Source organism: Cohaesibacter gelatinilyticus (assembly GCF_900215605.1).
Lineage (GTDB): Bacteria > Pseudomonadota > Alphaproteobacteria > Rhizobiales > Cohaesibacteraceae > Cohaesibacter > Cohaesibacter gelatinilyticus.
This window is the reverse complement of record NZ_OBEL01000001.1, coordinates 1973913-1991813: the sequence shown is the minus strand read 5'-3', so window position 1 is coordinate 1991813 and position 17901 is coordinate 1973913. Positions and strand designations below refer to the sequence as shown.

The following is a 17901-nucleotide window of genomic DNA, read 5'->3' as shown; positions in this document are numbered from 1 at the left end:
TTTTTGGGGTTATGTTCCAAGGAAGCTTTTTACCAGTGATCCGGTGATCAGGTTCCAACCGTCAACCAGTACGAAAAAGATCAGCTTGAACGGCAGGGAAATTACAACTGGCGGTAGCATCATCATGCCCATGGACATCAGAATGGATGCCACGACAAGATCAATGATGATGAACGGCAGGAAGATCAGAAAGCCGATTTCAAATGCGCGCCGTAGTTCACTGATCATGAATGCTGGAATCAGGACACGAAGACTGATTTCTTCTGGTGTTGCAGGTGGTTCGGTTCTGGCCATATCCATGAAGAGAGCCAGATCTTGCTCTCTGACATGTTGACGCATGAAAGCATGGAATGGTTTGACTGAGATCTCAAATGCCTCGGGGACATCAATGCTTCCTGCGACAAGAGGTTCGATCCCTGTATTGTAAGCTTCTTCAAATGTAGGCGCCATTATGAAGGCGGTCAAAAAGAGTGCGAGGCTGACCATCACAGTATTGGGTGGTGCGGTTTGCAAGCCGATGGCCGAGCGCAGAAGCGAGAGCACCACAACGATACGGGTGAATGATGTCACCATGATCAGAATTGACGGGGCGAGTGAGAGAATGGTGATCAGCGCCACCAGTTGAACCGAGCGCTCGGTCACGGTGATCTCATCGCCAAAGCCAATGGATAATTCCTGAGCGACCGCAACAGCCGAAAGTCCCAACATGATGACAAAGGTCAGAACAAAGGCCCTGGCAGCGCGTTTCAGAGCTGGTTTGATCTGTGGCTGGTTTGCCAAATAGGCAGCAACATAATTACTAATAGTCATGATTTATTGCTGTCATTGGACAATTCGTCGAGCAGGCGGGTGATTTCATCCTGATAGTTGGTTTCGTGTGCTTGCTCGTCGTTTGGCTTTTGTTGGGTTGCTTCGTCGCCTGATTTTCTCTCACTCTCAGTCTGTTCCGGCCGTGCCTGAATGCTTTCTGACGGTTGAGTGTGCTGCGGCGGTTGCGGCGCTTTTGTTTGAGGCGCAGGGGCTGGCTGGATTGAAGCTTGCTGCGATGGCTGTGCCGGTACTGGCGCTGGAGGTGGGACTATTGGGCCTTTCTGTATGTGAGGCATGTCCATTTTCTCAACCGGCATGGTATCTGTGGATGGATGTGCTGGCCGGGGTTGAGGTCTTTCCGGGCGCCAGTTGGCGACTATATCGGACTGTGTAGTCTGCGGAGGATTTTTGTGCTCCATACCAGACGCTGGCGTTGGTGCCGGCGTTTTTGCCGTCTGAGAAGAGAGAGGGGGAGTGCTCAGCTCATTTCCAGGAATTTCGGACCTGCTGCTCCCTCCAGATTTGCTCGGCTTTGCCTTGACGGCCTTATCGGGTTTTGAAGACAGAGCAGACATGGCAGCGCTGACAGGGCTAGCCAAGCGTTCTACCTTGGACCCGAGTTTGTTTTTTGAAACTTCCTGATCGGTACCGGAAACAGCAGCTTTGGTTGCTTGCTCTTGAGAGCTTTTGCTGATTGGTTGAGCTTGCTTTGCCTTTTGCGGCTGTGTTTGGGATGGGGCTTTGGGTTGCGGGCGTGCGTGAGGCGGGATTGCGTGCTCGAGTAGCAGGTCATTTTCCCCGCCGATCAGAATAAGATGCTCCACATGGTCGCGTTTGACCAGCACGAGCTTGCGACGGTGATCCACAGCCACCGCTTCGCTGACAGATAACCGCGCATCCTCTCCCAGTCGACCGACACGTGAAGAGACAAGATTTACCTTTTTGAGCAGCCAGGCAATGACTACGATCAGGAACAAGACCGCGCCAAGGGCCAGTAAGAATTGAACCAGCAATCCGCTATCCCCATTCATGATTCCATCGCTCCTGTTTGCTTCTTGCCTGTTGTGTTTTGGTGATCCGCTTTAGTGGTCAAGGACTGTTTCATTGCCAAGTCTGCACCCATCGCGAATCTCTTGTTGTATTCATTGTACCTGTTTGGGCGAAAAATGCTCGTCTATTGCAGCAGTTTGCAACAGTTCGCCCAAACAGAAGACTTTGAAACTGCCTATTTTTCCTATGTTTAACAGAATATTAAGGCAAATTAATAACTCGTTAACCATTTGGTAGGCAAAATTTACCCTGTTAGGAAATGCATGATCAAAATGATGCAATCACACGTTTGATGTAGACAGGGCGATAAGGAGCAAATGGATGGCAATTGGTGATCTGAAAATGTTTTCCATGTTGCGTTCCAAAATGCATTGGCATCAGACACGGCAGCGGGTTTTGGCAGAGAATGTTGCCAATGCCGACACGCCGAGTTATCGCGCCCGTGATCTTACGGCTTTTTCGACCAAAAAACGTTTGCAGATGGCGCCTGCACAGGGGCTGTCCACCTCGCAGACACATGGCAATCATTTGCAAGGCAAATCGGCAATTGTGCGAGATGCTTTCAACTCCAAAAAGGTTGATGGTTTTGAGATCACTCCAGAAGGGAATGCCGTAGTGCTTGAAGAGCAGATGATGAAGGTCACTGCGAACCAGATGGACTATCAGGCGGTCAGTACACTCTATTCCAAAGGTATGGGACTGATCAAAACTGCTATTCGCCGTCCCGGCTGATTTATTTGCGTCCTGATTGCCTTTGGCAACTGGTCGAGGAGACAGATATATGGATTTTCTAAAATCAATCATGATTGCAGCCTCGGGCCTGAAAGCGCAAAGCGGTCGTATGCGCATCGTGTCAGAGAATATTGCAAACGCAAATTCCACCTCCCGTAAACCGGGGGGGGATCCTTACCGGCGGCAGATTCCATCCTTTAAATCTCACTTTGATCGCGAATTGGGAGCAAAGACTGTTGAGATGGGACGGATCCTGCCGGACAAATCGGACTTTCGCACACGTTACGATCCGGGACATCCGGCGGCTGATGCGAAGGGCTATGTGAAACTTCCCAACGTCAACTCTCTCGTCGAAACGGTGGATTTGCAGGAAGCTCAGCGCAGTTATCAAGCAAACCTGAATGTGATCAGCGCGACGCGCACAATGGTGATGAAGACGCTTGATATTCTCAAAGTGTAATGAAGACAAGACAGCCTTTCCCTATAATCAGGGGAAACTCAACTTGAGCAATTTGACGGGGCGAACCGATGAGTTTGACAAATCTGGCAGCAAGCAATGCCTATAATCTAGCCCAAAGACTGACGAATCAGACACAATCGACCCAGACCCTTGAGAAGGCCGTTGATGCTCAGCCTGATTTTGCGCAAATGGTCAAGGATGGTGTTTCGGGCGTGCTGGACAAAGGGCAGGTGGCAGAGAAGACCGCAACAGACATGGTGAGTGGCAAAGCGGATGTTGTTGATGTCGTGACAGCTGTGGCCGAGACGGAAGTGGCGTTGGAAACGATGGTTTCAGTTCGTGATCGGGTTATCTCTGCCTATGAAGAAATTATGCGGATGCCTATCTAGGCACTGACCGGATTTCCTTTTGGTCAGCTATCACGGGATACCCTGATCTGGTGATAGGAAGCCTGATAGCTGGTGCAGATTGGGAGATTACGGATGACCGGAGCGGAAGTGCTTGATATCGCTCGAGAAGGCTTATGGGTGATGATCAAGATGTCTGCCCCCATTATGGTGGTGGGCCTTGTTGTTGGTGTCGTCATTGCCCTCTTTCAGGCCTTGACCCAGATTCAGGAGATGACGTTGGTCTTTGTTCCAAAAATCATCTCCATCTTTCTGGCCTTGATGATAGGGTTACCCTTTCTCGGGGATCTGATCAGCACTTATATGCGGTTCTTGATGGAAAAAGCTGTTACGGGTTAGGCGGTCGCCTGATCTGGTAGGTGGCATTGTTCATGCTGATTGAAATACTTCCACAAACAGCCTTTATTTTCATGCTGATCTTTGCGCGGATCGGCACGCTTTTCATGGTGCTTCCTGCGTTCAGTGAACGGGGCGTGCCGGTCAGAGTTCGCTTGGCCATTGCTCTTACAACCAGTCTCATGATGTATCCATTGGTTTCTGAACAATTCGCCCAAGTTCCCTCGACCTTGTATGGAGCATTGGCGGCAATGGGCAAGGAGATTGTCGTTGCCTTGCTGATTGGCCTTTCGATCAAACTTGTTACATCTGCCTTGCAAATCGCAGCAACCACCATTGCGTTTCAGTTGGGGCTGTCTTTTGCAATGGGACCGGATATGTCAACGGGCGGGCAGACGGTTACATTGGGGACATTCATGAGCGTGCTGGCAGTGACGCTGATTTTCGTCACCGATCTGCACTATGTGATGATTGCCGCAATGTATGATTCCTACGAATTGTTCCCGGTCAATGAAATGCCCCCTATCGGCGATATTGCACAATTTGCTTCCGAGACAGTTGCCGGTGCATTTCTTGTCGGCACCAAGATCGCGGCCCCCTTTATTGTCTATGGGCTTTTGTTCTATTTCGGTCTTGGTCTCCTGTCGCGTCTGATGCCTCAATTGCAGGTTTTTTTCATCGCTATGCCTGCTAACATTGGCATAGGCCTTCTGCTGTTCATGATTCTCTGTACCACTTTGATGACGTGGTATCTGGGCCACTTGGAAGAAGTGCTGGGGCGCTTCATTGCCTCATGAACATTGCGGAAAGAAAATGGTCAGAGAGTCTGATCCGGAGCTGATATGGCTGATAATAGCGACGAGGAAAAAACAGAAGAGCCCACCCAAAAAAGGTTGGAAGATGCTCATAAAAAAGGAGATGTGGCCAAAAGTCAGGAGGTCTCTGCCTGGTTCTCCATGATTGGTACAGGTTTGGCGCTGGCTCTATTTTCAGGCTATATCGTAACTGGCCTATCCACGCATTTGAAGGGCTTTTTTGAGCATTCCTATCAGCTTAATCTGGAAAGTGGCATGCTGATGAGGCTTTGGAGCGAGATAAGCTACAGTTTGCTCGGTCTGATGGTTCTGCCCATGCTTGCCATGATGACCATGGCGGTGTTTGGCAATCTGGTTCAGCACAAATTTGTTTTTTCAACCGAGCCAATTACACCCAAATTATCCAAGATCAGCCCTCTTGGTGGCTTCAAACGCCTGTTTTCAAAAGACAGCCTGATCAACTTTACCAAAGGCTTGATCAAGCTTGCCATAGTGAGTGTCGTCCTGGTGCTCATTCTCTATCCGCAACGTGACAAGCTGGATGTGATGATTCAGCTTGATGTGGCCATGTTGTTGCCGCTGGTTCTCGAGCTTTCGCTGCAACTTGTTGCCGGAGTGATCGCGATCATGACCATTGTTGCGGTGGCCGACTTCTTCTACCAGAAGCATAAGTGGATGGAAAAACAGAAGATGTCCATCAAGGAGATCAAGGACGAGTTCAAGCAACAGGAAGGTGATCCGACCGTCAAAGCCAAATTGCGTCAGCTGCGTATGGAACGTAGCCGGGGGCGTATGATGGCAGCAGTGCCTGATGCTTCTGTTGTTTTGACCAACCCGACCCATTATTCCGTGGCACTGAAATATGATGAAGGAATGGGGGCGCCGCTGTGCGTTGCCAAAGGCGTGGATGATGTTGCCTTGCGGATCAGGGATGTTGCCAAGGAGGCCGATGTGCCAATCGTGCAAAATCCGGCTTTGACTCGCGCTCTATACTCTACTGTAGAAGTGGATGACGAGATTCCTGAGGAACATTATAAGGCAGTCGCCGAAGTGATCGGCTATATAATGAAATTGAAGAATCGGGCAAGCTGGTCTAATCGCAACAAATAGCTAGTGTGGTGGAATTGAAATAGGTATCATTTATCTGCAGGCTCGTTTGCCTATTTCAATCCCACCACACTGGAAACATATATCTGCTGGTCACCCTTTTGAATCTAAAGTTCGTTCGGTGCTCGCTGATCGATGTGACGAATTTTAGATTCGGGTGGCTAGCTGCTTTTGACATTTGGCCGGATGAAAGCCTGCCAGAAAGACCTGAATGGGGGAAAATGTGAGCCAGAATACGGAAACACAGGCCATCATTGATCGAAGTGAACGGTCTGGCAGTGTGAAATGGCTGATTTTCTTGGCTTTGATATTGGTGTTGGCAGCTGTTGGATTGGCTTTTTATCAAGGTGAAGCTGGCGGCAAATTGCAATTGCTTTTTTTGGGATTGCTGGCTGGAGTTGGTATCTTATCCCTGTTGGGTATGGCCGTGGGGTTGGTTCAACTCGGTCAAAAGCAGGCTCCCCATCACCTTACGCGCCAGTTTGTTGACAGCATGCAGGATGGTGTGCTGGTTTGTAGCTCCAAAGGGCATATTGTCTATGCCAATCAGTATTATGCGCAATTGACGGAAGCGCCCGCTGCTGAAGCTGTTCGATCAATAGAACGGACCTTTGCAGGAGAGCCGGATGCCGCTGAAGCTGTCTATCGTCTCTCCGAAGCCGCCCGTGAAGGTCGTTCGGCGATGGAGGAGTTTCGTCTTTCGCGCGGTCTTGCGGGTCGAACGAGTGAAGAGGAACGCGGCAATGCCGGTCGCTGGTTCCGTGTCAAGGTTCAGGTCATGGATGATCTGGACGAGAAGGGTAAGAAGGATCAGCTGGCCGTTTGGCAAATCAGCGATATCACCCGTGATCGTGAACGTCAGGAAAATATCTTTCAGGAATTGCAGTTGGCCATCAACTATCTGGATCATGCGCCTGCCGGTTTCTTTTCTGCCGAGCCTGATGGTCGTGTGATCTATATGAATGCCACATTGGCGGACTGGCTAGGCTATGATCTGGCTCAGTTCGAGCCACGTGACCTTGTACTGAAGGATCTGATCTCCGGGGATGGGACTGCGTTGCTTGCTGGGGCTGTTGCCAATCCTGGTATGGCCAAGACCGAGATGATCGATCTTGATCTGGTCAAACGCAATGGTCAGAGCTTGCCTGTGCGTCTGATGCATCGTGTGCCAACTGCCTCTGATGGCACATCTGGTGCCTCTCGCACTCTGGTGCTTAATCGTAGTCCGGGAGAGGAAATTTCCGAGGAACTACGTGTGGCCGAGGTTCGCTTCGCCCGTTTCTTCAACAACACACCAATTGCGATTGCTGCTCTGACCGGGGATGGTAAGGTGGTGCGAACCAATGCACCATTTGTACGTATGTTCCATGACGTACCACCAGATGATTTTCCTGCTGATGACGTGACCGTTGAAGATGCTGAGGACGCTGAAATTGTCTCAGATGCAGTTGCGGATGTGGAAGTTAGCCAGGGTATTACCCTGATGAAAATGGTTGCGGAGAAAAACCGTGATGAGCTTGCAGCTGCCATCGAAGAAGCGCTTGGTGGAAAAAGCCACATTGCCCCGGTGGAAAGTGAGTTATTCCATGATTCCGAGCGCACTGTTCGCTTCTTCCTATCTGGTGTTGAGGATAGCGAAGGGGATGACGAGCAGGTCATTGTGTATGCGTTGGAGACCACCGAACAACGCGCTCTTGAAGTCCAGTTCACTCAAAGCCAGAAGATGCAGGCTGTCGGCCAGCTGGCCGGTGGTGTTGCGCACGATTTCAACAATGTTCTGACCGCGATCATCGGATTCTCTGATCTGTTGCTGGCAAGTCATCGTCCAAGTGATCCGGCTTTCCAGGACATCATGAATATCAAGCAAAATGCCAATCGTGCAGCTTCGCTCGTACGGCAATTGCTAGCCTTCTCACGTCGCCAGACCTTGCGCCCGCAGACGCTGTCTTTGAGCGAAGTTCTGGCAAACCTGTCTATCTTGCTGGACCGTCTATTGGGTGAAAAGGTTGAGCTTGATGTGGTGCATGGACGTGATCTCTGGCCTGTCAAGGCGGACTTGAACCAGTTGGAGCAGGTTATTGTCAATCTGGCGGTGAATGCTCGCGACGCAATGCCAGAGGGTGGCCAGCTCACCATTCAGACACGGAATCTGAACGAAGAAGAAGCCAGTCAGATGCCTTACAAGGTTCTGCAGCCGTCTGATTATGTTCTACTCGAAGTTTTGGACAGCGGTACCGGGATTCCTCCTGAAATTCGGGAAAAGATTTTCGAGCCATTTTTCTCGACCAAAGATGTTGGCAAAGGAACCGGGCTTGGCCTGTCTACTGTCTATGGCATCGTTAAACAGACTGGTGGTTTCATTTTCCTCGAAAGTGAAATGGGGCAGGGCACGACCTTCCGGATTTTCCTTCCGCGGTTCGTTGAAGAAGCCAAGGATGATGTTCTGGAAATTGAGGTCGAGGCGGATATGCCTCCTCCGGCACCTGAAACTGTCGAGGATCTAACTGGTAGTGCTACGATCTTGTTGGTGGAAGACGAAGAAGCGGTCAGGGCCTTTGCTGCTCGGGCTTTGGCTTCACGTGGCTATACGGTTCATGAAGCTGGATCCGGAGTGGAAGCGCTTGAATTGATCGAGGAGATCGAAGAAGGCGTTGATCTTGTTGTCTCCGATGTGGTGATGCCGGAAATGGATGGTCCGACCATGTTGGGTGAGCTGCGCAAGAAACGCCCGGATATCCGTGTGATCTTCATGTCCGGTTATGCGGAGGAAGCTTTCCGCAAGAACCTGCCGGAGAATGAAGAATTCGGCTTCTTGCCCAAGCCATTTTCGCTCAAGCAGCTTGCAGTCAAGATTAAGGAAATGCTTGAGGAGTGATTGGCAGACATTGCCGAGTTTTGACCCTCGTAGATCTGATCTGCGAGGGTTTTTACGTATAATCACAGATTTTAAATGGGTGCGACAATTTGCGCGCATGATGGGAGATGCGAAAAGCTTTTTCTTTTCAGTGATTTGTCCTGTTATTCGTGTGTATATGGATTTTCCAGCTCTAAGGTGATTTTCAAACTCAATTTAAGCTGTTAAGCCACCATCGGTTTTGTGTAGAGTAAGAATAGATGCACTGATGGTTTCCGGCGAGACAATCTCATTCATCAAGCAAGCCTTGGTTGGCTTCTCTCTTTTGGCACTGGTTTTGTTTACCCTGTTGCTTCAGCATATGCGCGCCTTTGCAATCGATATAGATGTACCGACTGTGCTGGTTGAACCACGCAGCTTTACCTATCGAGTTCCTGGTGAATATGTGCGAGAGGGGCGTCCTATTAACGGCCCGATCGAGAAAAAACATGTTCCCAATCGCTTACACGTGATGAAGTATCAAGTTAGTGCGCAGGATTATGAAGCTTGTGTGTCTGACGGTGCCTGCAAGTCACAATGGCAGGCTTATATCAGCGCAGATGGAACAGTTGAGCCATTGTATGAGCCAATACCGGTTACTGGTGTTAGCCACGATGATGCCAATGCCTATGCAACTTGGTTATCTGAGAAAACAGGCCTTGTCTGGCGCTTGCCAACCGATGTGGAATGGGCGTCTTTTGCTGCTGAACGTTATTATGATGATGCTCTCTTGCCCAATAGTGTCGATCGTGATCCTTCTATCTCTCAGCCTAGCAAGGCACGGCGCTATGGATTGGATAAAGGCGAGTTGCCACGTGACGAGGAATATGATCCCATCCCCAAAAAACTTGGGAGTTTTGGAGTGAATTCTCTCGGCATTGCAGATCTGTCCGGCAATATCTGGGAATGGACGTCTAGCTGCTATATGCGTTATCGCCATGATGCATCAGGTGCACTGATAGAGTCTCAAAATCATTGTGGTGTTTATATTGCCCAAGGCAAACTGCGCTCGTATCTTTCAAGCTTCATTCGTGACCCGCTTTCTGGCGGCTGTGCTGTGGGCGAGCCTCCAGAAAATCTTGGTTTCCGCCTGGTTCGTGATGAACCAAAAGCTGACTGGAAAAGCCGGTTGCAAGCCTTTCTGGCTCGGTAGCATCTGTGTAGGGTAAAAGAGGTAGAATGCCTTGCTCTTGCGGTGACTTGCTTTCATGATGCCCATACTCGTCGGCTCAAGTAAGCAAAGCACAGGTCGCTCTGCATGTCTCCTTCGCTTCATGATATATCGCTAACCAGTTTCTTCTGGCTTCTGCTGCCTGCTTTGCCCGTGTTTGGCATGCTCTATTTCTGGGAAATGGACTTATACAAGGCCATTCGTGCCATGGCACGGATGATCTTGCAGCTGCTGACTATTGGCTATGTGCTGACCTATATTTTCACCAACCAGTCACCCCTTCAGGTGGTGCTTGTTTTGGGCGTGATGATGGGAGCTGCGACCTGGATCAGCCTTAATCCTCTGTGCAGACCCGGTCTGTCGCTTTATCGCTCCGCATTGCTTGCAATTGGCCTTGGTGGTTCTGTCATTTTGGCTATTGTGGTGATTGCCATATTGAAGGCTGATCCATGGTATAATCCGCGTCTTATCATTCCGTTGGCCGGAATGATCTATGTGGTCAGCATGACGGCGATTTCGCAAAGTGCAGAGCGGCTTGTGGCAGAGCTGGAGAGTGGGGCGGATTATCTCAAGGCACGAAAAGCAGCAGCCAATGCCGCCATGATTCCAACCATCAATTCTTTGTTTGCTGTCGGGCTTGTGTCCTTGCCGGGAATGATGACTGGGCAGATCCTTTCTGGAGTGTCGCCGCTGATTGCAGTGAAATATCAGATTGTGGTCATGGTGATGTCTTTTTCTTCTACCGGTCTTGCTACGCTTGTTTTTCTGTTGATGTCTGGCCGCTCTTTCGTGAGGCTTAAAAGCGCAATTGAAGCGTAGAATATGAGCCGTTTTTCTTATTTGAAAATGTGTTTTTCCTGCTCAACCAGCCGATAGATATAGTCTGAGACCGCTGTGATGCGCCCCAAGCGACGGGTGCTTTCATGATAAACAGCCCAGTAGGCTCGTTGTATGGAGCGTTGTGGTAGGATTTCGACGAGATCTGGATCTTCACGTGCCATGAAACCGTGCAGAATGCCGATGCCAAGGCCCGCTTTTACTGCCTCTGTCTGTCCCAAGGCAGAGGCGCACTCAAATTGGGTGCGTTCACCTTTCATCATTTCGGCAGAATAGTTCAGGGATTGGCTGAAGATCAGATCTTCCACATAGCCGATTAGTCGGTGCGAGCTGAGATCATCGCGAGATTGGGGTATGCCGTGCTGTTTGACATAGGAGCGCGAAGCATAAAAGCCAAGGCTATAATCTACCAGCTTTCTGGCCACCAGCCGTCCGTGGGTTGGCCGTTCCACGGTGATGACGATGTCAGCCTCACGTCGATCAATGGAAAAGCTTTGCGGGACTGGGACCAGTTGAATGGTCAAATCGGGATATTGATCCAGTAATGGATCGAGACGAGAGGCGAGATAGGCGACGCCAAAGCCATCGGGCGCGCCAATGCGCACTACGCCGGAAACATCAATATTGGTTTCGCCAATATTGGCGCGGACCGATGTCATTTCTGCTTCCATGCGTTCGGCCGCGAGCAGAAATTCCTCGCCCTCAGGTGTCAGAATACACCCGGTGGTACGTCTGTCTAAGAGTTTTGCCTTAAGGGCATCTTCCAGTGCGGTGATCCGCCGCGCCACGGTGGCATGGTTGACGCCCAGGCGCCTTGCCGCTTGTAAAATCTGTCCAGCCCTTGCAACTGCAAGGAAAATTCGCACGTCATCCCAGTTCATGGCTTGTTTCTCCCATTCCGACTTTAGTTGGTACTATAAAATATGCACAACGGATATGACAATGCGGCCATTGATTATTATTTTTGTTGAGGCAAAATGGCGACCAATAGCTCAAACCCGATGTCTTTGAGTAGGCGTCACCCAGGAGGAAAGCATGACGGAAGTAATCGGTCATTTCATCAATGGCGAGCGTGTGGAAGGTAAGTCCGGCCGCTTCGCTGATGTTTATAACCCTGCAACCGGTGAAGTTCAGGCCAAGGTTGCTCTGGCAACCAAAGACGAGCTGGACGCAGCTGTTGCAGCCGCTGCCAAAGCTCAACCTGCATGGGCTGCTCAGAACCCTCAGAAGCGCGCTCGCGTGATGATGAAGTTTGTGAGTCTGCTGAACCGTGACATGGACAAGTTGGCCGAGAAACTGTCTTCCGAGCATGGCAAAACTTTCGTCGACGCCAAAGGTGACGTTCAGCGTGGTCTGGAAGTGATCGAAGTTTGCTGTGGTGCTCCTCACATGCTCAAAGGTGAGTTCACTGACAGTGCTGGTCCTGGCATCGACATGTATTCCATGCGTCAGGCTCTGGGCGTTGTTGCCGGTATTACTCCGTTCAACTTTCCTGCCATGATCCCGCTTTGGAAACTTGGCCCTGCGCTTGTTTGCGGCAATGCGATGATCATGAAGCCTTCCGAGCGTGACCCATCCGTTCCCATGATGCTGGCTGAACTGCTGAAAGAAGCAGGTCTTCCAGATGGCATTTTGCAGGTTGTCAATGGTGACAAGGAAAGCGTTGATGCGATCCTCGACAACGACACCATTCAGGCTGTTGGTTTCGTGGGTTCTACCCCGATCGCTCATTACATCTATCATCGTGCAGCTGAAAACGGCAAACGTGCTCAGTGCTTCGGTGGCGCGAAAAACCACATGATCATCATGCCGGATGCTGATCTGGATCAGGCTGCAGATGCTCTGGTTGGTGCTGGCTTTGGCGCTGCTGGCGAACGCTGCATGGCGATTTCTGTTGCTGTGCCTGTTGGAGAAGAAACCGCTGACAAGCTGATCGAGAAGCTGGTTCCTCGCATCGAGAAGCTGAAAGTTGGCCCATACACCGCTGGTGATGATGTGGATTATGGTCCGGTTGTTACCGCCGCTGCCAAAGAAAACATTCTGCGTCTGGTAGAAACCGGTGTTGAACAGGGTGCTGAACTGGTTGTTGATGGTCGTGATTTCTCTCTGCAAGGTTATGAGAACGGCTTCTTCGTTGGTCCTCACCTGTTCGATAAAGTCACCACCGACATGGACATCTACAAGACCGAAATCTTCGGCCCAGTTCTGTCTTGTGTTCGTGCCAAAACCTATGAAGAAGCCATTGGTCATGCGATGGATCATGAATATGGTAACGGTACCGCGATCTTCACCCGTGATGGTGATACCGCGCGTGACTTTGCGAACCGCATCAATATCGGCATGGTTGGCATCAATGTGCCAATTCCTGTGCCGCTGGCTTACCACACTTTCGGTGGCTGGAAGAAATCCGGCTTTGGTGATTTGAACCAGCATGGTCCAGATGCGTTCAAATTCTACACCCGCACCAAGACTGTGACTTCCCGTTGGCCATCAGGCATCAAGGAAGGCGGCGAGTTCTCTATCCCTGTGATGGAATAAGCCTTTCGGATTGGGACGATCTTGTTTGCCCCGATCCTTATCTGATCATCCATCTCCTCCCTAATGGATGGACTTCGAGCCGCTGTCTCAACCGAGCAGCGGCTCTTTTTTTACTCGTCTTTCCCATCATGGCATCTGCTATGGATTTGCGGTTCGTATCTGGTCCTTTCGGCTAGCAATTGGTGTAGGAGAGCTTTATTGTCACTGACAATCAAGTTTTAGATTTTTACAGGCAGGCAGGCTTTCCATGTCGCAAGAAAAGTCCCCCCAGTTTTTCGTGCTGGGTGGTGCCCATATGGACCAGATCGGACGGGCGTCCAAACGCTATGAACCTGGTCAGTCTAATCCCGGATCTCTGGTCCGAAGCCCTGGCGGAGTAGCAGGCAATATCGCGCGTGGCCTTGCCATGCTTGAATGGCCAGTCATGCTATCCACCATCGTTGGTGATGATAGCGATGGTCGTTTCGTGACCTCTCAACTCGAGGCCAAGGGCATTGATACCAGCCTCGTCATTACCGATGGTGATCGTCAGACGGCGACCTATACCGCTATTGAAGAGCCAAATGGTGCCTTGGTGGCCGGGCTGGCTGCCATGCAGATCTATGATCATTATCCGTTGTCTCATGTTGAAGCTTGTTTGGCAGATTTGCCGGAGGATTGCGATCTGGTGGCTGACACCAATCTGCCGGAAGAAGTGCTCGAAGAGTTGGCCAATAACAAGGGCGGGCGCAATCTGGCGGTTTGTGCAGTCTCTGGCCCCAAGGCCAATCGGGTGGCTGGATGCCTCGATAAGGTGGATCTGCTTTTTTGCAATGAGGCTGAAGCTGCAATCCTGGCGGAAGAATATGCCGAACTTGATGCCTTGCCTGCCATCCTTTTGGAATTGGGCGTGCAGCATGGCGTCATTACCAAAGGTGGCAAAGGCATCACTGCCTGGAAAGGTGAGGAGACCTGGTTTCTTCCCGCTCCTCCTGTTCGGGTTCGCTCCACCAATGGGGCAGGGGATTGTCTGGCTGCTTGTATTTTGCATGGCCTGACCTTGCATAAGACCTTGAGTAAGGCTTTGCCCTATGGTCTGGCCGGTGCCAGCCTTGCGCTGATGAGTGAGCAAGCCATCCCTGATATGCTCAATCGAATGATGCTGGATAATTGTCTGACTGATATCCCGCAATCCTGATGAAAACTTTCAAGAACAAGAAAAAGATCTGATCTATGACTGATACCAACTCTTCTCTCCCAATGACCTTTAGTGCTGATGTGAAGCAGGCACTAGATGCTGGCAAGCCTGTAGTGGCCCTGGAATCCACTATCATCACCCATGGTATGCCTTATCCGGCCAATGTTGAAACGGCAGTAGCGGTGGAAGACATCATCCGGGCGGAAGGAGCAACGCCTGCCACGATCGCCATACTTGATGGTGTGATCCATGTCGGTCTGGAAAAGGAGCAGTTGGAAGCTCTGGCACAGCGAACTGATGTGATGAAGCTCTCTCGTGCTGATCTGGCCTTTGCCTTGGCGACTGGACGGACGGGGTCTACTACCGTTGCTGCGACCATGATCTGCGCTCATCGTGCAGGCATTTCCGTTTTCGCGACTGGTGGTGTCGGTGGGGTGCATCGTGGTGCTGAAGAGACTTTTGATATTTCAGCTGATTTGCAGGAATTGGGTCAAACACCAGTGATGGTTGTGTCGGCTGGTGTGAAGGCGCTGCTGGATATCCCCAAGACCTTGGAAGTATTGGAGACACTTGGTGTGCCTGTCGTTGGCTTTGAGACCGACGAGTTTCCGGCATTCTGGTCTCGCCAAAGTGGACTTCCTTGTCCCTTGCGTCTGGATGATCCAGCCAAGATTGCCAAATTCCATCAAATGCGTCAGACGCTCGGTCTGGACGGAGGCATGATGGTTGCCAATCCTGTGCCGGAAACTAATGAAATCCCGCGTAATGAGATGGAAACGGATATTCTGGAAGCCATTGATGAAGCCAATCGTCGCAATGTGACAGCCAAGGATGTGACACCGTTTGTTCTGTCTCGCATTGCTGAACTCACCCATGGCCGTAGCTTGCAGACCAATATTGCATTGGTGAAGAATAATGCGCGTCTTTCTGCAAAAATTGCCAAGGCGTTGTGTGTGTAAGCATTGAAGCTGATCTATTGCCTATCCGGTGGGTTTGTTGCTAGGATTCAAAAACAAAGCAACGCCGGATAGGTGAGGGTCTATTTCTCGAAAATCTGGATTGACGCTTTGGAATTCCGTCGGGCTGCGGGCATTGGCGAAATTCTGGGAGGATTGCCCGCGGGAGGATTTTCCATGGCGCCAATTTCCTATCAAGGGCCAAGAGCACACGAAAAAGAACAGGAAAGTCATTCCCAGGATCCGACACTTGCCTTTGAGAAAGCCAAATCTCAGACCACGGTTGCTCATATTCTCGATGATAAGGGTGTAACGGTTTATACCATTACCGAGACAACTTCCATTGCGGCGGCTTGTGCAGATCTTTCCATCAAGAGAATCGGTGTTTTGCCTGTGATTGATGGGCAGGGTAACCTGGTTGGCGTTCTGTCTGAGCGCGACATCATTCGGTCCATGTCCAATTGTGATGGGGAAGAAGGTGTTCAGGCGCTGATGGCGGATCAGGTGCAAAATATCATGACCCCTGCACCGATTACCTGCACGCCAGATGACAAAGTCAGCACCATCATGGAAATCATGACCGAGAAGCGATTCCGCCATATGCCGGTGCTTCAAGGCGGAATGTTGTGCGGTCTGGTGTCGATTACCGATCTGGTGAACAGCCGTTTGATTGAACTGGAACTGGAGACCCTGAAGATCAAGCAATTGATGGTGGGCTAATTCCGATCAGCATCTTCCAAAGAGATAAGGCTCCTTTTGGAGCCTTTTTCAGTTTCATCGAGTGTATTTCTGTACGGTAGGAACGCGGAAAGCTTGCCGTATTTTTGCGCTATGGGGCAGATGGGGGACCTGTCATAAAGAGCGCGGGAGGACATCATGCTGATAAAAAAAGAGACTTACGAGCAGACCTGTGCTGATTTTCACTGGCAGGTGCCGGAGCGTTATAATATTGGCTGGGATATTTGCGATAAATGGGCTGCTGAAGATCCTAATCGTACCGCCATCATTGATGTTGAAGAGGATTTGAGCAGCCATGAGGTGAGTTTTGCTGATCTCAAGGCGCTCTCCAACCAATTGGCCAATGCTTTGGCTGAGCGTGGTGTAAAGGGTAAGGGAACGAAGCCATCTGGCGATGGTGAAGAGGCGATTGGAGATCGGGTTGGTGTGTTGTTGCCGCAGAGCATTGAAACCGCCATCGCCCATATTGCTGCGTTGAAAATGGGCTGTGTGTCCATTCCGCTTTTCACTCTGTTTGGTGAGGAAGCACTGGAACACCGGCTCAATGATTCGGGTGCGCGAGCAATCATCACCAATAAGGAAGGCGTTGCCAAGCTTACGGCTTTACGGGATCGACTGCCCGAGTTGCAAGTTATCCTATCGGTTGATGGTGCTGATGATGGTGTTGAAGATTTCTCAAGTGCATGCAAAGGACAGAGTGAGGATTTCACACCGTTTGATAGCCGATCAGATGACCCCGCCATTCTGATTTACACTTCTGGCACGACTGGTAACCCCAAAGGCGCTTTGCATGGGCACCGCGTGTTGCTTGGACATTTGCCGGGAGTAGAGATCAGTCATAATTTCTTCCCTCAAACTGGTGACAAGATATGGACACCTGCAGATTGGGCCTGGATCGGTGGCTTGCTGGATGTCTTGATGCCTGCGCTTCATCATGGTGTGCCAGTTGTGGCGCGACGTTTCTCCAAATTTACCGGAGAAGCGGCACTCGATCTGATCAAGGTACACGGCATTCAGAATACTTTTCTGCCGCCAACAGCGTTGAAAATGATGCGTCAGGTTTCAAAATGTGCCTGTTGGGGCATTGAGATGCGCTCGGTGGCATCTGGCGGGGAGAGCCTTGGAACAGAGCTGATCGAATGGGGCCAACAGGTTCTTGGTACCACGATCAATGAGTTTTATGGTCAGACGGAATGCAACATGATTGTCTCATCCTGTGCGGATCTCGAGTTGACGCGGCCAGGAACCATGGGCAAGCCTGTGCCGGGGCATGAACTTGCTGTGCTTGATGCTGATAGTGGTGAGCGCATGCCTGTGGGGCAGGAAGGAGCGATTGGCGTCCTGTCCCCCGACCCGGTGATGTTTCTTCGTTATTGGAATAATCCGAAGGCAACGGATGACAAGTTTGTCAAAGGCCCTGAGGGGCATTGGTTGCTGACTGGAGATCAGGGTGTCTGTGATGACGACGGCTATATTCGCTTTGTCGGACGGGATGATGATGTGATTGGTTCTGCTGGTTATCGTATCGGACCGGGTGAGGTGGAAGATTGCCTGCTGCGTCACCCTGCTGTTCAGTTTGCGGGGGTGGTTGGCAAACCTGACGAGCTTCGCAATGCCGTGGTGGCTGCCTATATCAAATTGGCTGATGGCTATGAGCCAAGTGATGATCTGGAAAAAGAGATCGCTCTTTTTGTTAAATCTCGCCTTGCAGCCCACGAATATCCCCGGGTGGTTCGCTTCATTGATGAAATGCCAATGACGACGACCGGCAAGATCATTCGCGGGCAATTGCGCACGATGGCCGTCGATGAGGCAAAAGCGGACAAGGCTGCGAAGTGAATGAAATTTGCTGGACCATATGCGGGCTTGACGAA

The 17901-nt window shown here is 50.7% G+C and carries 17 protein-coding genes; 14 read left to right on the top strand and 3 right to left on the bottom strand.

Annotated features, from left to right (window positions below; translation table 11 throughout):
- Positions 1 to 9: 9 nt before the first annotated feature.
- Positions 10 to 708 carry a flagellar type III secretion system pore protein FliP gene (fliP, locus tag CRO57_RS09060; RefSeq protein ID WP_097153310.1) on the bottom strand — a complete coding sequence of 233 codons (699 nt, stop codon included), beginning with the start codon at positions 706 to 708 and terminating at the stop codon, positions 10 to 12.
- A 98-nt stretch (positions 709 to 806) separates the two neighbouring features.
- On the bottom strand, positions 807 to 1841 hold the full coding sequence (locus tag CRO57_RS09055; RefSeq protein ID WP_097152930.1) for a FliO/MopB family protein: 1035 nt from the start codon (positions 1839 to 1841) through the stop codon (positions 807 to 809).
- A gap of 340 nt (positions 1842 to 2181) precedes the next feature.
- Here CRO57_RS09055 and flgB point away from each other — a divergent pair, with 340 nt between their 5' ends.
- The 9 genes from flgB to CRO57_RS09010 all read left to right on the top strand — a co-directional run bounded on the left by flgB (position 2182) and on the right by CRO57_RS09010 (position 10600).
- Positions 2182 to 2592 (top strand): flagellar basal body rod protein FlgB, encoded by a 411-nt coding sequence (flgB, locus tag CRO57_RS09050; RefSeq protein ID WP_097152929.1) that lies wholly within the window; start codon positions 2182 to 2184, stop codon positions 2590 to 2592.
- Between the two features lie 49 nt (positions 2593 to 2641).
- The gene (flgC, locus tag CRO57_RS09045; RefSeq protein WP_097152928.1) at positions 2642 to 3052 is read left to right on the top strand and encodes a flagellar basal body rod protein FlgC; all 411 of its coding nucleotides are present in this window, start codon (positions 2642 to 2644) and stop codon (positions 3050 to 3052) included.
- 68 nt (positions 3053 to 3120) lie between these two features.
- Positions 3121 to 3441 carry a flagellar hook-basal body complex protein FliE gene (fliE, locus tag CRO57_RS09040; RefSeq protein WP_097152927.1) on the top strand — a complete coding sequence of 107 codons (321 nt, stop codon included), beginning with the start codon at positions 3121 to 3123 and terminating at the stop codon, positions 3439 to 3441.
- Between the two features lie 93 nt (positions 3442 to 3534).
- On the top strand, positions 3535 to 3798 hold the full coding sequence (fliQ, locus tag CRO57_RS09035; RefSeq protein ID WP_097152926.1) for a flagellar biosynthesis protein FliQ: 264 nt from the start codon (positions 3535 to 3537) through the stop codon (positions 3796 to 3798).
- A gap of 32 nt (positions 3799 to 3830) precedes the next feature.
- A complete protein-coding gene (fliR, locus tag CRO57_RS09030; RefSeq protein ID WP_097152925.1) occupies positions 3831 to 4592 on the top strand; it encodes a flagellar biosynthetic protein FliR in 762 nt (253 codons plus the stop codon).
- Positions 4593 to 4637: 45 nt separating this feature from the next.
- The gene (gene flhB / locus CRO57_RS09025; RefSeq protein WP_097152924.1) at positions 4638 to 5720 is read left to right on the top strand and encodes a flagellar biosynthesis protein FlhB; all 1083 of its coding nucleotides are present in this window, start codon (positions 4638 to 4640) and stop codon (positions 5718 to 5720) included.
- A 220-nt stretch (positions 5721 to 5940) separates the two neighbouring features.
- A complete protein-coding gene (locus CRO57_RS09020) occupies positions 5941 to 8592 on the top strand; it encodes a response regulator (protein WP_244580040.1) in 2652 nt (883 codons plus the stop codon).
- Positions 8593 to 8839: 247 nt separating this feature from the next.
- Positions 8840 to 9763, top strand: a complete 924-nt coding sequence (locus CRO57_RS09015; protein ID WP_097152922.1) for an SUMF1/EgtB/PvdO family nonheme iron enzyme — start codon at positions 8840 to 8842, stop codon at positions 9761 to 9763.
- Positions 9764 to 9868: 105 nt separating this feature from the next.
- The gene (locus tag CRO57_RS09010; RefSeq protein WP_097152921.1) at positions 9869 to 10600 is read left to right on the top strand and encodes an ABC transporter permease; all 732 of its coding nucleotides are present in this window, start codon (positions 9869 to 9871) and stop codon (positions 10598 to 10600) included.
- A 17-nt stretch (positions 10601 to 10617) separates the two neighbouring features.
- Here CRO57_RS09010 and CRO57_RS09005 read toward each other — a convergent pair whose 3' ends face one another.
- Positions 10618 to 11499: a LysR family transcriptional regulator gene (locus CRO57_RS09005; RefSeq protein WP_097152920.1), complete on the bottom strand. Its 882-nt coding sequence runs from the start codon at positions 11497 to 11499 to the stop codon at positions 10618 to 10620.
- A 154-nt stretch (positions 11500 to 11653) separates the two neighbouring features.
- Here CRO57_RS09005 and CRO57_RS09000 point away from each other — a divergent pair, with 154 nt between their 5' ends.
- The 5 genes from CRO57_RS09000 (at position 11654) to CRO57_RS08980 (ending at position 17866) form a co-directional block, all read left to right on the top strand.
- Positions 11654 to 13156, top strand: coding sequence for a CoA-acylating methylmalonate-semialdehyde dehydrogenase (locus tag CRO57_RS09000; protein WP_097152919.1), 1503 nt, complete (start codon positions 11654 to 11656; stop codon positions 13154 to 13156).
- 247 nt (positions 13157 to 13403) lie between these two features.
- Positions 13404 to 14333 carry a PfkB family carbohydrate kinase gene (locus CRO57_RS08995; RefSeq protein WP_097152918.1) on the top strand — a complete coding sequence of 310 codons (930 nt, stop codon included), beginning with the start codon at positions 13404 to 13406 and terminating at the stop codon, positions 14331 to 14333.
- 35 nt (positions 14334 to 14368) lie between these two features.
- Entirely contained in the window at positions 14369 to 15292 is a 924-nt protein-coding gene (locus CRO57_RS08990; RefSeq protein ID WP_097152917.1) for a pseudouridine-5'-phosphate glycosidase, read from the top strand.
- A gap of 174 nt (positions 15293 to 15466) precedes the next feature.
- The gene (locus CRO57_RS08985) at positions 15467 to 16009 is read left to right on the top strand and encodes a CBS domain-containing protein (RefSeq protein ID WP_141401208.1); all 543 of its coding nucleotides are present in this window, start codon (positions 15467 to 15469) and stop codon (positions 16007 to 16009) included.
- Between the two features lie 156 nt (positions 16010 to 16165).
- A complete protein-coding gene (locus CRO57_RS08980; RefSeq protein ID WP_097152915.1) occupies positions 16166 to 17866 on the top strand; it encodes an acyl-CoA synthetase in 1701 nt (566 codons plus the stop codon).
- The last annotated feature ends 35 nt before the right edge of the window (positions 17867 to 17901 follow it).

What these genes read in the sequence shown, in the direction of transcription:
- fliP (WP_097153310.1), bottom strand. Translation starts at nt 708, where the DNA reads ATGTTGGGACTTTCGGCTGTTGCGGTCGCTCAGGAATTATCCATTGGC.
- CRO57_RS09055 (WP_097152930.1), bottom strand. Translation starts at nt 1,841, where the DNA reads ATGAATGGGGATAGCGGATTGCTGGTTCAATTCTTACTGGCCCTTGGC.
- flgB (WP_097152929.1), top strand. Translation starts at nt 2,182, where the DNA reads ATGGCAATTGGTGATCTGAAAATGTTTTCCATGTTGCGTTCCAAAATG.
- flgC (WP_097152928.1), top strand. Translation starts at nt 2,642, where the DNA reads ATGGATTTTCTAAAATCAATCATGATTGCAGCCTCGGGCCTGAAAGCG.
- fliE (WP_097152927.1), top strand. Translation starts at nt 3,121, where the DNA reads ATGAGTTTGACAAATCTGGCAGCAAGCAATGCCTATAATCTAGCCCAA.
- fliQ (WP_097152926.1), top strand. Translation starts at nt 3,535, where the DNA reads ATGACCGGAGCGGAAGTGCTTGATATCGCTCGAGAAGGCTTATGGGTG.
- fliR (WP_097152925.1), top strand. Translation starts at nt 3,831, where the DNA reads ATGCTGATTGAAATACTTCCACAAACAGCCTTTATTTTCATGCTGATC.
- flhB (WP_097152924.1), top strand. Translation starts at nt 4,638, where the DNA reads ATGGCTGATAATAGCGACGAGGAAAAAACAGAAGAGCCCACCCAAAAA.
- CRO57_RS09015 (WP_097152922.1), top strand. Translation starts at nt 8,840, where the DNA reads ATGGTTTCCGGCGAGACAATCTCATTCATCAAGCAAGCCTTGGTTGGC.
- CRO57_RS09010 (WP_097152921.1), top strand. Translation starts at nt 9,869, where the DNA reads ATGTCTCCTTCGCTTCATGATATATCGCTAACCAGTTTCTTCTGGCTT.
- CRO57_RS09005 (WP_097152920.1), bottom strand. Translation starts at nt 11,499, where the DNA reads ATGAACTGGGATGACGTGCGAATTTTCCTTGCAGTTGCAAGGGCTGGA.
- CRO57_RS09000 (WP_097152919.1), top strand. Translation starts at nt 11,654, where the DNA reads ATGACGGAAGTAATCGGTCATTTCATCAATGGCGAGCGTGTGGAAGGT.
- CRO57_RS08995 (WP_097152918.1), top strand. Translation starts at nt 13,404, where the DNA reads ATGTCGCAAGAAAAGTCCCCCCAGTTTTTCGTGCTGGGTGGTGCCCAT.
- CRO57_RS08990 (WP_097152917.1), top strand. Translation starts at nt 14,369, where the DNA reads ATGACTGATACCAACTCTTCTCTCCCAATGACCTTTAGTGCTGATGTG.
- CRO57_RS08985 (WP_141401208.1), top strand. Translation starts at nt 15,467, where the DNA reads ATGGCGCCAATTTCCTATCAAGGGCCAAGAGCACACGAAAAAGAACAG.
- CRO57_RS08980 (WP_097152915.1), top strand. Translation starts at nt 16,166, where the DNA reads ATGCTGATAAAAAAAGAGACTTACGAGCAGACCTGTGCTGATTTTCAC.